This window comes from Pseudomonas rhizozeae, assembly GCF_031583775.1.
In the GTDB taxonomy this organism is placed as follows: domain Bacteria; phylum Pseudomonadota; class Gammaproteobacteria; order Pseudomonadales; family Pseudomonadaceae; genus Aquipseudomonas.
This window is the reverse complement of record NZ_JAVLSB010000036.1, coordinates 15,907-29,418: the sequence shown is the minus strand read 5'-3', so window position 1 is coordinate 29,418 and position 13,512 is coordinate 15,907. Positions and strand designations below refer to the sequence as shown.

Annotated in this window: 11 protein-coding genes; 10 read left to right on the top strand and 1 reads right to left on the bottom strand. The window is 60.6% G+C overall.

Annotated features, from left to right (window positions below):
* Positions 1 to 25 precede the first annotated feature (25 nt).
* From RG836_RS11280 to trpE, 10 genes are all read left to right on the top strand, one after another.
* Complete coding sequence (locus tag RG836_RS11280) at positions 26 to 679, top strand: response regulator transcription factor (RefSeq protein WP_310845458.1); 654 nt, start codon at positions 26 to 28, stop codon at positions 677 to 679.
* A gap of 340 nt (positions 680 to 1,019) precedes the next feature.
* On the top strand, positions 1,020 to 2,144 hold the full coding sequence (locus RG836_RS11275) for an ABC transporter ATP-binding protein (protein ID WP_310845455.1): 1,125 nt from the start codon (positions 1,020 to 1,022) through the stop codon (positions 2,142 to 2,144).
* A 43-nt stretch (positions 2,145 to 2,187) separates the two neighbouring features.
* A complete protein-coding gene (locus RG836_RS11270) occupies positions 2,188 to 3,231 on the top strand; it encodes an ABC transporter substrate-binding protein (RefSeq protein WP_310845453.1) in 1,044 nt (347 codons plus the stop codon).
* Positions 3,232 to 3,458: 227 nt separating this feature from the next.
* A complete protein-coding gene (locus RG836_RS11265) occupies positions 3,459 to 4,706 on the top strand; it encodes an ABC transporter permease (protein WP_310845451.1) in 1,248 nt (415 codons plus the stop codon).
* A gap of 10 nt (positions 4,707 to 4,716) precedes the next feature.
* Positions 4,717 to 5,541: an ABC transporter permease gene (locus RG836_RS11260; protein WP_310845449.1), complete on the top strand. Its 825-nt coding sequence runs from the start codon at positions 4,717 to 4,719 to the stop codon at positions 5,539 to 5,541.
* 876 nt (positions 5,542 to 6,417) lie between these two features.
* Positions 6,418 to 6,783 (top strand): DUF6124 family protein, encoded by a 366-nt coding sequence (locus RG836_RS11255; RefSeq protein ID WP_310845447.1) that lies wholly within the window; start codon positions 6,418 to 6,420, stop codon positions 6,781 to 6,783.
* A 136-nt stretch (positions 6,784 to 6,919) separates the two neighbouring features.
* Positions 6,920 to 8,068, top strand: coding sequence for an iron-containing alcohol dehydrogenase (locus RG836_RS11250; RefSeq protein WP_310845445.1), 1,149 nt, complete (start codon positions 6,920 to 6,922; stop codon positions 8,066 to 8,068).
* A 91-nt stretch (positions 8,069 to 8,159) separates the two neighbouring features.
* Entirely contained in the window at positions 8,160 to 8,834 is a 675-nt protein-coding gene (rpe, locus tag RG836_RS11245; RefSeq protein ID WP_310845443.1) for a ribulose-phosphate 3-epimerase, read from the top strand.
* A complete protein-coding gene (locus tag RG836_RS11240) occupies positions 8,831 to 9,646 on the top strand; it encodes a phosphoglycolate phosphatase (RefSeq protein WP_310845441.1) in 816 nt (271 codons plus the stop codon). Before rpe ends, RG836_RS11240 begins: the two co-directional genes overlap by 4 nt.
* Positions 9,647 to 9,716: 70 nt before the next feature.
* On the top strand, positions 9,717 to 11,198 hold the full coding sequence (gene trpE, locus RG836_RS11235) for an anthranilate synthase component I (RefSeq protein WP_310845440.1): 1,482 nt from the start codon (positions 9,717 to 9,719) through the stop codon (positions 11,196 to 11,198).
* Positions 11,199 to 11,254: 56 nt separating this feature from the next.
* On the opposite strand, the gene estP is transcribed toward trpE, so the two are convergent.
* Entirely contained in the window at positions 11,255 to 13,162 is a 1,908-nt protein-coding gene (estP, locus tag RG836_RS11230) for an esterase EstP (protein WP_310845439.1), read from the bottom strand.
* Positions 13,163 to 13,512 lie beyond the last annotated feature (350 nt).

Below are 13,512 nucleotides of genomic sequence, written 5' to 3'. Positions count from 1 at the left end.
CACCTGTGAGCGAGCCTGCTCGCGAATGATCTTGAACCTGGAGAACGCCGTGATCCGTGTACTGGTAGCCGAAGACCACACCATCGTCCGCGAGGGCATCAAGCAGTTGATTGGCCTGGCCAAGGACTTGCTGGTGGTGGGCGAGGCGAGCAATGGCGAACAACTGCTCGAAACCCTGCGTCATGTGCCCTGCGAAGTGGTGCTGCTGGATATTTCCATGCCGGGCGTGAATGGTTTGGAGGCGATTCCGCGGATCCGTGCCTTGAACAATCCGCCGGCGATCCTGGTGCTGTCGATGCACGACGAAGCGCAAATGGCCGCGCGGGCGCTTAAGGTCGGCGCGGCCGGTTATGCGACCAAGGACAGTGATCCGGCGCTGTTGTTGACCGCTATTCGCAAAGTCGCGGGCGGGGGGCGCTACATCGACCCGGACCTGGCCGACCGCATGGTGTTCGAAGTCGGCCTGACCGATTCGCGGCCGCTGCACTCGTTGTTGTCCGAACGTGAGTTCTCGGTGTTCGAACGCCTGGCCCAGGGCGCCAACGTCAACGACATCGCCCAGCAACTGGCCCTGAGCAGCAAAACCATCAGCACCCACAAGGCGCGGTTGATGCAGAAGCTCAAGATCACCTCGCTGGCGGAACTGGTGAAATATGCGATGGAGCATAAGCTGCTCTAAAGAACACTGTGATCCCTGTGGGAGCGGGCTTGCCCGCGATGACGGTGTGCCTGTCGCCGCCAATGTTGAATGTCAGTCAGCTTTCGCGAGCAGGCTCGCTCCCACAGATTTCTCGGACACATATCCATTTGCGACACCCCGTAATCCCGCTTCTGCCTTTACTTGCGGCTTTTTGCTCACCACTTGCCGCTGCATTTACCCAACCCCGCCATCCTTGTAGGGCAATCCCTACCCCCAACCTTCCATCCGGCTGAGGCGATTCTCTCCTGCGCCCCGATTTGCGTGGCTTGCAGGGTCCACTAGGCTTAGTCCACAGCCGTCATAAAACAAAGGTGTGGGTATGAGCGAGGTCAATTCAAACGCAGGGGCCAGTGATGTGCTGGTCAGCTTTCGTGGAGTGCAAAAAAGCTACGATGGCGAAAACCTGATCGTCAAAGACCTCAATCTGGAGATTCGCAAGGGCGAGTTCCTTACCCTGCTAGGGCCTTCCGGTTCCGGCAAGACCACCAGTCTGATGATGCTCGCCGGTTTCGAAACCCCCACTGCCGGGGAGATTCAGCTGGGCGGGCGCTCGATCAACAACGTGCCGCCGCACAAGCGCGACATCGGCATGGTGTTCCAGAACTATGCGTTGTTCCCGCACATGACCGTCGCCGAGAACCTGGCGTTCCCGCTGAGCGTGCGCGGCCTGAACAAAAGCGATGTCAGCGACAAGGTCAAGAAAGTCCTGAGCATGGTCCAGCTCGATGCGTTCGCCCAGCGTTACCCGGCGCAACTGTCCGGCGGTCAGCAACAGCGGGTGGCGCTGGCCCGGGCGCTGGTGTTCGAGCCGCAACTGGTGCTGATGGACGAACCCCTCGGTGCCCTCGACAAACAACTGCGTGAACACATGCAGATGGAAATCAAACACCTGCACCAGCGCCTGGGCGTAACCGTGGTCTACGTGACCCACGACCAGGGTGAAGCGCTGACCATGTCCGACCGCGTGGCGGTGTTCCACCAGGGCGAGATCCAGCAGATCGCCGCGCCACGCACTCTTTATGAAGAACCGAAGAACACCTTCGTCGCCAACTTCATCGGCGAGAACAATCGCCTTAACGGCCGCCTGCTGAGCCACACCGGCGACCGCTGCGTGGTCGAGTTGGGCCGTGGCGAGAAGGTCGAGGCGCTGGCGGTCAACGTCGGTCAGACCGGCGAGCCGGTGACCCTGTCGATCCGCCCGGAACGCGTCAGCCTCAACGGCTCCAGCGATCAATGCGTCAATCGCTTCTCCGGGCGCGTGGCGGAATTCATCTATTTGGGCGACCACGTACGTGTGCGCCTGGAAGTCTGCGGCAAGACCGATTTTTTTGTGAAACAACCGATTGCCGAGCTCGATCCCGGGCTCGCGGTTGGCGACGTGGTACCGCTTGGCTGGCAAGTCGAGCACGTTCGAGCGCTCGATCCCCTTTTAGAGGCGAACTAATCGCCCCCTGCAACACCAACCCTGCACGTGGAGAACACTATCAATGTTGAAATCCCTGAAATTCACAGCGCTGACGTTAGGCCTGATGGGTGCGGCACACGCGATGGCGGCGGGCCCGGACCTGACGGTGGTGTCCTTCGGCGGGGCAAACAAGGCGGCGCAAGTCAAAGCCTTCTACGCACCGTGGGAAGCAGCGGGCAACGGCAAGATCGTCGCCGGCGAATACAACGGTGAGATGGCCAAGGTCAAAGCCATGGTCGATACCAAGAGCGTGTCGTGGGACCTGGTGGAAGTCGAGTCGCCAGAATTGTCCCGCGGTTGCGACGAAGACATGTTCGAACCCCTCGATCCGAAACTGTTCGGCAAAACCGAAGACTACGTCAAAGGCGCGATTCAGCCGTGCGGCGTGGGTTTCTTCGTGTGGTCGACCGTGCTGGCCTACAACGCCGATAAGCTCAAAACCGCGCCGACCAGTTGGGTCGATTTCTGGGACACCAAGCAATTCCCGGGCAAACGTGGCCTGCGTAAAGGCGCCAAGTACACCCTGGAATTTGCGTTGATGGCCGACGGCGTTGCGCCGAAAGACGTCTACAAAGTGTTGGCCAGCAAAGACGGCCAGGACCGCGCGTTCAAGAAACTCGATGAGCTCAAGCCCAGCATTCAATGGTGGGAAGCCGGTGCGCAACCGCCGCAGTACCTTGCCTCGGGCGACGTGGTAATGAGCTCGGCCTACAACGGCCGGATCGCCGCCGTGCAAAAAGAAAGCAACCTGAAAGTGGTGTGGAACGGCGGTATCTACGACTTCGACGCCTGGGCGATCCCTAAAGGCCTGGACGCCAAGCGTGCGGAAGCGGCGAAAAAATTCATCGCCTTCTCGGTACAGCCGCAGCAGCAGAAGACCTACTCGGAAAACATCGCCTACGGCCCGGCCAACACCCAAGCCGTGCCGTTGCTGGCCAAGGACGTGTTGAAAGACATGCCGACCACCCCGGAAAACATCGCCAACCAGGTGCAGATCGACGTCAGCTTCTGGGCGGATAACGGTGAGCAACTGGAGCAGCGCTTCAATTCCTGGGCTGCGAAGTAATAACCCTGCCCACGTGCGGGGAGGCTTTTGTGGCGAGGGAGCTTGCTCCCGCTTGAGTGCGCAGCACTCACACGATGGGCGTTGTCAGCTCGATTGTGGGGCCGCTTCGCAGCCCGGCGCGAGCAAGCTCGCTCGCCACAAAGACTCGCCGCCACAGGCTGTGGTGTTTCAACCTGACAGGGGCGGTTCGCCGTCTCTGTATTGACCAAAGTTTCCCGGAGTACGCCATGGCCACCGCCATTCCCCTGAACGAGGGCACCAGCCCCACTTTGAAGCAGCGCCTCAAGCGCGCCGAGCGGCTCAACCGCTGGAAGGCCCAGGCCTTGATTGCGCCGCTGGTGCTGTTTCTGCTGCTGGTGTTCCTGGTGCCGATCGTGGCGCTGCTCTACAAAAGCGTCGGCAACCCGGAAGTGGTCGGCGGCATGCCGCGCACTGTGGCGGCCATCGCCAGTTGGGACGGTCGCGGCCTGCCCGCTGAACCGGTCTACAAAGCCGCCAGCGAAGACCTCGCCGAAGCGCGCAAAAACCAGACCTTGGGCGACCTGTCCAAGCGCTTGAATATGGAGTTGGCCGGCTACCGCAGCCTGCTGACCAAAACCGCCCGCGCCTTGCCGTTCGCCACTGAACCGGCCTCTTATAAAGAAGCACTGGAAGGCCTCGACGAGCGTTGGGGCGACCCGGCCTACTGGCAAGCAGTGCGCCGTAATACCAGTAACCTGACCGCTTACTACTTGCTAGCGTCGGTGGATCACCGCATCGACGACCTCGGCGAAATCGCCCCGGCCACCCCGGACCAGGCGATCTACCTCGACATCTTCGCCCGCACCTTCTGGATGGGCCTGGTGATCACCGCCATTTGCCTGGTGCTAGCCTATCCGCTGGCCTACCTGCTGGCGAACCTGCCGTCGCGGCAAAGCAACTTGCTGATGATCCTGGTGCTGCTGCCATTCTGGACCTCGATTCTGGTGCGGGTGGCGGCGTGGATCGTGTTGCTGCAATCCGGCGGCCTGATCAATAGCGGGTTGATGGCCATGGGCATCATCGATAAACCGCTGGAGCTGGTGTTCAACCGCACCGGGGTCTACATCTCGATGGTGCACATTTTGTTGCCGTTCATGATCCTGCCGATTTACAGCGTGATGAAAGGCATCTCGCCCACCTATATGCGGGCAGCGATTTCCCTCGGTTGCCACCCGTTCGCCAGTTTCTGGCGGGTGTACTTCCCGCAGACCTACGCCGGCGTCGGCGCTGGGTGTCTGTTGGTGTTCATCCTCGCCATCGGCTACTACATCACCCCGGCGCTGCTCGGCAGCCCGAACGATCAAATGGTCAGCTACTTCGTGGCGTTCTACACCAACACCAGCATCAACTGGGGCATGGCCACCGCGCTGGGCGGCTTGTTGCTGCTGGCGACCGTGGTGCTTTATCTGATTTACAGCTGGCTGGTGGGCGCCAGTCGCCTGCGCCTGAGCTAAGGAGAACGAAATGCTGAGTCCTTATATGTCGCCCATCGAACGGGTGTGGTTCTACAGCTTGCGGATCCTCTGCGGCCTGATTCTGTTGTTCCTGATTCTGCCGGTGCTGGTGATCATTCCGCTGTCGTTTAACTCGGGCAGCTTCCTGGTGTACCCGCTGCAGGGCTTTTCGCTGCAGTGGTACCACGACTTCTTCGCCTCGGCGGAATGGATGCGCGCGCTGAAGAACAGCATCATCGTCGCCCCGGCCGCGACGGTGCTGGCGATGGTCTTCGGTACGCTGGCGGCCATCGGCCTGACCCGTGGCGACTTCCCCGGCAAGGCGCTGGTGATGGCCCTGGTGATTTCGCCGATGGTGGTGCCAGTGGTGATTATCGGTGTGGCGAGTTATCTGTTTTTTGCGCCGTTGGGCCTGGGCAACAGTTTCTTCTCGCTGATCGTGGTGCACGCGGTGTTGGGCGTGCCGTTTGTGATCATCACCGTGTCGGCGACCTTGCAGGGGTTTAACCACAATCTGGTACGCGCGGCTGCCAGTCTCGGGGCTTCACCACTGACCGCGTTTCGCCGGGTGACCTTGCCGCTGATTGCGCCGGGGGTGATCTCCGGGGCGTTGTTTGCCTTTGCCACGTCGTTTGATGAGGTGGTGGTGACGCTGTTTCTCGCCGGGCCGGAGCAGGCGACGTTGCCACGGCAGATGTTTAGCGGGATCCGGGAGAATTTGAGCCCGACGATTGCGGCGGCGGCGACGTTGTTGATTGCATTTTCGGTGGTGTTGTTGCTGACGCTGGAGTGGTTGCGGGGGCGGAGTGAGAAGTTGCGGACGGCGCAGGTTTGAGGTTTTTGCCGGTGTTGTCTGAGGTATGCACTTTTCCTGTGGGAGCTGGATTGCCAGCGATGGCTGAGTTTCGAGCGGCGGGGCTTTTCTGGTGTACATATCCGTTGCTGCGGTAACGGCTGCTTATGGTTTCGCTCTTACAGCGAGTCACCTTTTACAAACGCCTAAAAGGTAACCCAAAACGCTCGCCCCTGACGTACGGCCCCTCGCCTAGGCTCGGGGTTCCTTCGCTCCGGCATTCATCCGGGGGCATCGCCCTCCGGTTGGCTTCGCTGCACCTACATGCGATGAGCATGACTGCGTCATGCGGCGCTGCGCGCCAATCCCCGGATAAACACCTCCACTCAGCCTCCCGACGGGGCGGGTGAATCAAAAGCGAGGCGAGCTGACACTCGACCTGATGGATGTACGCAATTATTGGGACACCTCCGACCCTTGTGGGAGCTGGCTTGCCCGCGATGACGGCCTGCCAGCCGACCAATCACTGTCAGATGTACCCAATTCAAAATGTGGGAGCGAGCCTGCTCGCGAAGACGTCCACCCATTTAACGATGTTTATTCACCAGCCAATAAATCCCGAACTTTCCCACACATCTTTCAGGTCGACGGTCAGACGCGCACACCCTAACCTCTATCTGTCGCTGCCAATTCAGCGACCGGGTTTAGCGACCCGATCAGGTATGGGCGCAGCAGTGTCTCGAACTTTATTCAGGCGTTTTTATTATGTCTGCTATATCGTGTCGCGGTGGCTGTGCGTGGGAGACCTTCGGGTCTGCCGGGCTCCTATACCCCCGGTTCGCTAACCTGCGCACAGCCGCCACCCTCTTTTGTTTAGCGACAGATTTTGGTGGTTTCATTCAGGTATAGGAGTTTTCCATGGACAAAGTTATTCCCGATCCACCCTTCAACACAGCTGATCCTCTTTCCGAAGCCTACATAGCTGAAGAATTACTGAAGGATCGCGCTGCAGCTCAGCGAGCCCTCGACTATTACTTGTCGCAGGCCCCTGAAGCCAAACCTAAAAAGTCCAGCACCATGTTCATCATCGCCCCCGACGTCGATAACGAATCGCTCCTCGCCCACGCCTGCGAAACGCTGGCGTCTATAAATGTCATGGCCAGCAATCATGCCTTTGATCTGGAGGGCGCGCAGCGCAGTACGGCGTTGGCGATTCAGCAGATGGTGTCGTTGGCGGAGTTGGCGGTGAACCGTGCGCTGGATAACGTGGAGCTATCCGCATAACCCTGTGGCGAGGGAGCTTGCTCCCGTTGGGCTGCGCGGCAGCCCTCGCTTGATCATTCATCCGCTGAATAGCTGACAACCCGAAATCCCGAGCTACGCTTGTGGCCAGCTCCCATTCCTATAAGAGGCTGCGCACATGGCTATTTCCTCTTTCAAGATTGCTCATAAATTGCTCACCGGCGCCGGTGCCATTGAGCAGCTTGCCGCGGAGTTGACGCGGTTGGATGTCGATAATCCGCTGATTGTCACGGACGCGGCGCTGGTCAAGTCGGGGACGGTGGAGTTGGCGTTGTTGCAGTTGGGCGGTCGTAGCTATGAGATTTTTGATCGGGTGTTGCCGGATCCGGAGATTGCGATTGTCGAGGACTGTATGCGGGTCTACCGCGATGGCGGGCATGACGGCCTGATCGGCCTGGGCGGCGGCAGTGCCATCGACATTGCCAAGAGTGTTGCGGCCTATGCCGGTTACCACGGTGCGCTGGAGGATTTGTTTGGCATCGACCAGGTGCCGCGCAAGGGGCCGCCGCTGATTGCGATTCCGACGACCGCCGGCACCGGGTCGGAGGTGACCAACGTGGCGATCCTTTCGGACAAGGTCGCGCAGTTGAAGAAGGGTATTGTCAGTGACTATCTATTGCCAGATGTAGCACTGGTCAGCCCGCAGATGACGCTCACGTGCCCGAAAAGTGTCACCGCCGCCAGTGGTGTCGATGCGCTGGTGCATGCCATCGAGTCCTATTTGTCGGTGAATGCCTCGCCGATTACCGATGCCCTGGCCATTGGCGCGATCAAGTTGATTGCCAAGTCGTTGCCCAAGGCCTACGCCAATCCATCCCATCTACAAGCGAGGGAGGACATGGCCACTGCGAGCCTGATGGCGGGGATGGCGTTCGGCAATGCCGGGGTCGGTGCGGTGCATGCGTTGGCCTATCCGCTGGGCGGGCGCTTCAATATCGCCCATGGGGTGAGTAACGCACTGTTGCTGCCCTTCGTGATGACCTGGAACAAGATGGCCTGCGTCGAGCGCATGCAGGATATTGCCGAAGCCCTGGGCGTGAAGACCGCGCATCTGAGCGCTGCCGACGCCGCGGACAAAGCGGTCGACGCAATGACGGCAATCTGTGCAGCGGTGGAAATCCCCCAAGGCTTGCGCAGTTTCGGCGTGCCGGAGAATGCGCTGCACGACATGGCGGTGGAGGCGGCGGGTATCGAGCGTCTGATGCGCAACAACCCGCGCCAGCTCAGCGCCGTGGACATCGAGAAGATCTACCGCGCGGCGTATTAACGCAGAACCCAATCATCAGGGCACGGTGCGCGCGCCAAAGCATGAGGTATACAATGCGCGCCATCGTGATTCTGCTCAGAAAAGGTGCGTCATGCAGCCCTTCGTCATTGCTCCGTCGATTCTCTCCGCCGACTTCGCCCGCCTGGGTGAGGAAGTGGACAACGTCCTGGCCGCCGGCGCCGACTTCGTGCACTTCGATGTCATGGACAACCATTACGTGCCCAACCTGACCATCGGTCCTATGGTCTGCGCGGCGTTGCGCAAGTACGGCATTACTGCGCCAATCGACGCGCACTTGATGGTCAGCCCGGTGGATCGCATCGTCGGCGACTTCATCGAGGCTGGCGCGACCTACATCACCTTCCACCCGGAAGCCACGCAACACGTCGACCGCTCGCTGCAACTGATTCGCGAGGGCGGCTGCAAGGCTGGCCTGGTGTTCAACCCGGCGACCCCGCTGAGCGTGCTTGAGTACGTGATGGACAAGGTCGACATGATCCTGCTGATGAGCGTCAACCCGGGCTTTGGCGGGCAGAAGTTCATCCCCGGCACCCTCGACAAGCTGCGCCAGGCTCGCGCCTTGATCGATGCCTCTGGGCGTGACATTCGCCTGGAAATCGACGGCGGTGTGAACGTTAACAACATCCGCGAAATCGCCGCTGCTGGCGCCGATACCTTCGTGGCCGGCTCGGCAATTTTCAATGCACCGAACTACCAGGAAGTGATCGACAAGATGCGCTCCGAACTGGCCCTGGCCCGTCCATGAGCGGTTTTGAGCAGCTGTTCCCGGGGCGGCTGCCACGGCTGGTGATGTTCGATCTGGACGGTACGCTGGTCGATTCGGTCCCGGACCTGGCGGCGGCGGTGGATAACATGCTGCTCAAGCTCGGTCGCCGGCCCGCCGGCATCGAGTCGGTGCGCGAGTGGGTCGGCAACGGTGTGCACATGTTGGTGCGCCGGGCCTTGGCTGACCATATCAATGCCGAAGGCGTCGATGAGGTGGAGGCCGAACATGCGTTGGAGCTGTTCAACGGCTTTTACGCAGGCGATCACGAACTGACGGTGGTTTACCCCGGCGTGCGCGACACCCTCAAATGGTTGAACAAGCACGGCGTGGAGATGGCGCTGATCACCAACAAACCGGAGCGCTTTGTCGCGCCGTTGCTGGATCAGATGAAGATCGGCCGCTACTTCAAGTGGATCATCGGCGGCGATACCCTGCCACAAAAGAAGCCTGACCCGGCAGCGCTGTTTTTCGTGATGAAAATGGCCAACATCCCGGCGTCGCAGTCGTTGTTTGTCGGCGATTCGCGCAGCGATGTGCTGGCGGCGAAAGCGGCGGGGGTCAAGTGCGTGGCGCTCAGTTATGGCTACAACCATGGCCGGCCGATTGCCGAAGAGTCGCCGGCGCTGGTGATCGATGATCTGCGCAAGCTAATTCCCGGTTGCCTGGACCCGGCCTCTGGGATAACGTTGGCCGACGTTCAATCCCCTTCTGGAAACGCCATCGTGGTGGTCACTCGCAAACTCTGGATGAAAGTCATCAAGGCCCTGGCCCGTTGGCGTTGGCGCGCCTGACTTGATCCTGGCCGGCATCCCGGCGCGTTTGCATACCTGACTGTTAGCTCATCAAGCCACGAGGCACCTCATGATCCGCGAAGAATTCCTGCGTTTGGCCGCTGCCGGCTATAACCGTATCCCGATGGCCTGCGAAACCCTGGCCGACTTCGACACGCCGCTGTCGATCTACCTGAAACTGGCCGACGAGCCGAACTCCTATTTGTTGGAGTCAGTGCAGGGCGGCGAGAAGTGGGGCCGCTATTCGATCATCGGCCTGCCGTGCCGCACCGTGATGCGGGTGCATGACCACCATGTCAGCGTGACCGTTGATGGTGTCGAAGTCGAAAGGCACGACGTTGAAGATCCGCTGGCCTTCGTCGAAACGTTCAAGGCCCGCTACAACGTTCCAACCATCGCCGGTCTGCCGCGTTTTAACGGTGGTCTGGTGGGCTACTTTGGCTACGACTGCGTGCGTTATGTCGAGAAACGCCTGGGCAAATGCCCGAACCCGGATCCGCTGGGCGTGCCGGACATTCTGTTGATGGTGTCCGACGCGGTGGTGGTGTTCGACAACCTCGCCGGCAAGATGCATGCGATTGTGTTGGCCGATCCATCCCAGGCCGATGCCTTCGAACAAGGCCAGGCGCACCTGGAGGAATTGCTGGAAAAACTGCGTCAGCCAATCACCCCGCGCCGTGGTCTGGACTTCAGCAAGCAGGCCGCAGCCGATCCGGTGTTCCGCTCCAGTTTTACTCAAGACGATTACGAAAAAGCCGTCGACACCATCAAGGAATACATCCTCGCCGGCGACTGCATGCAGGTAGTGCCGTCGCAGCGCATGTCGATCGACTTCAAGGCTGCGCCAATCGACCTGTACCGCGCGTTGCGTTGCTTCAACCCGACGCCGTACATGTACTTCTTCAACTTTGGCGACTTCCACGTTGTTGGCAGTTCGCCGGAAGTGCTGGTGCGGGTCGAAGACAACCTGATTACCGTGCGCCCGATTGCCGGCACGCGCCCGCGCGGGGCCAATGAAGAGGCCGACCTGGCGCTGGAAAAAGACCTGTTGTCAGACGATAAGGAAATCGCCGAGCACCTGATGCTGATCGACCTTGGCCGCAACGACACCGGGCGGGTCTCGGAAGTCGGCTCGGTGAAGCTCACTGAGAAAATGGTCATCGAACGCTATTCCAACGTGATGCACATCGTGTCCAACGTCACCGGGCAGTTGAAAGCCGGGCTGACGGCGATGGACGCGTTGCGGGCGATTCTGCCTGCGGGCACCTTGTCGGGTGCGCCGAAGATCCGCGCGATGGAAATCATCGACGAACTGGAGCCGGTCAAGCGCGGCGTGTATGGCGGGGCGGTGGGTTACTTCGCCTGGAACGGCAACATGGACACTGCGATCGCGATCCGTACGGCGGTGATCAAGAATGGCGAACTGCATGTGCAGGCCGGAGGCGGCATCGTCGCCGACTCGGTGCCGGCGCTGGAATGGGAAGAAACACTGAACAAACGCCGGGCGATGTTCCGCGCGGTGGCGCTGGCAGAACAGAGTCCGGAAGGCTAAGCGCTTTTGTGGCGAGGGAGCAAGCTCCCTCGCCACAAGCTCAAAAGCCCCACCTTTTAGAAATCCAGCACAATCCCCACATTGATCCCCTGCTGAGTGAAGTCATCGTCCTTGCGCAAGGTGTAGCCACCGCGCAGGGCCAGGTCATGGGTCAGTTTGTGGCTGACCCCCAGGCTGACCCGGTTCAAATGGCTTTGCGGGGTATAGCCTTCCAGTTTGAAGCCGTTATCCGGTAGCGTATTGAGCGCGATGTTGACCTTCTGCGTGTCGTCTTCGTATTCACGCTCGTGGGCGTACTCGCCGAACACTTGGGTTTGCGGGGAGATCTGGTACTTGCCCTGCAAGCCAGCGCCCAGGCGCCGCGAGATGCGCGTCTGGTCGTCATACGTCAGGGCGGTCGCGCGGTTGCTGTTTTCCGAATAGCCGTCGACTTCCACCCGCGCATAATCGGCGCTGACGAACGGCGACAGATGCCAGTCGTTGCCCGGTTGCGCGATGTCATATCCGAGTCGGGTGCTGAAGGCCCAGAGATTGCCGTCGGTGTCGCCTTTCTCCGCGCGTTCATTGGCGCCCAGGTCGAACTTGCGCTTGAGGTTGTCATAGTCCAGCTTGCCGCCGGTTAACGCGGCGTCAGCCCACCAGCGGTTTTGCTGGAATTGGGCGAATGCGGTCGCCAGGTAGCTGTTGAGCTTGTAGTCCGAATCGTTGTGGCCCGCTTCCAGGTTCTGCCGATAGAAACCGGCCGCTACACCAACGCGCCAGGCATCGTTGAGTCGATAGCTGCCGCCGATATTCAGGTTGTAGCCGCTGCCGTCACCGCTGGCGGCGCTGTCCTGCGTGTCGTAATCAATGTGTTGGCCACCGCCGGCGACGATCGCCCGCCATTGGCCGACCGCTTGCCAGTTCTCCCAATCCGCCTGCCATTGATTGCGCAGTTCATCCTGATGAGCGCGCAGTGTGGAGTGGGCCATTTCCGGCAGCAGCGTCAGTTCCCACGGCGCGGCCAGCAGGGAGTAGGCGTAATCGGCGATCAACCGTTGCCCGGCCTCGGTCGGGTGCACGCCATCGTTGTAGATCAGCTTGCTCGGGTCCGGCGTCAAGCCACCGATGCCATACACCGGGTTAGCGGTACAACCGTCGCCGCTGAAGCAGGTGGCGGTGAGGTTCTGGTCCGCCGCCAGGCCGAAGCTCGCCGGATCGGCGAATACTTCATTGAGCAACACTGGGATGTTCAGCGGGATAACGTTGGCGTTGACCGTGCGCAGTTGCGTGACCAGTTCCTGGTTGAAGGTGCTGCTCAACTGGCTGGTGAACGCTTGCAGTGGCGTGCCGTTGATGGCCGGAGTCAGGCCAATGTCGGGCAGCAGCCAGACCATCATGTAGCGAGCGCCGGCGCCTTGCAGGGCTTGCACGCTGTCGACCAGGCGATCGGCGCCGGCCACCGCTTGCGCCGGGCTGAGGATGCGGCCCTGGAGGAAATCGTTACCGCCGCCGGACACGTAATACAGCGCGTTGGGATCGGCACGAAAGCCATTGGCCGGCAGGTAACCCGCGCGGCTGCGAGCGCCGACGGTGGAGGTGCCGGTGATCGAATCAAGAATCTGGTCGGTGCGGTAGCCGCCCACCGCCCAGTTGTTGCCATCGACTTGCCCCTGGCTCGCGCGCACGGGCGAGGTCGAGCCGGCGAGTTGGTCGGGGGTGAAGCCCAATTGTCCACCCAGCAACTGGGTGGCGTTGAGGTTGCGCACTTCGCCGCTGCCGTCCAGGTAGGTCGGGCCGATGCGGTTGGTGTAACGCTGGGTGGAACCGGCCGGTCCGCCCGGGTCGGCAAACTGCCCGGCATCGTTGAGGCTGTCACCGAACACGATGAAGTTGGAATAGGGGGTAGGGGCGGCGATCGCCTGGGCGCAGGCCATCGATAGGAGACAGCTGGCCAGCGGTACAAACAGCGTCTGTTTGATCATGAGCAAGTCCGTTTATTTATTGTTGTAGGGAGCCAAACGACAGTAGCAAAAACTTCCGGCGCTTTGCCATCGGTCGCCAACCCGGCGATGACGTGGCATTCGCCATATTGCACGCTCTGCCCAGCTAAGTTACTGTGCCGAGACGTATGAATGAGACCTTCCCCGTGTTGATCGTCAGCAAACTCTTGGATCAAGTCATCAAGGCACACGCCCGTTGGCGTTGGCGCGCCTGAACATTCTCTGCCGGCCTCGCCGGACCTGTACCGCTTTGCCTTCTTTACCCGTTTGAAATGCCGCTTCGCTGGCGCACTCACAGCGCCTGAATGTGCACGATTCCGCGGGTCATTCAT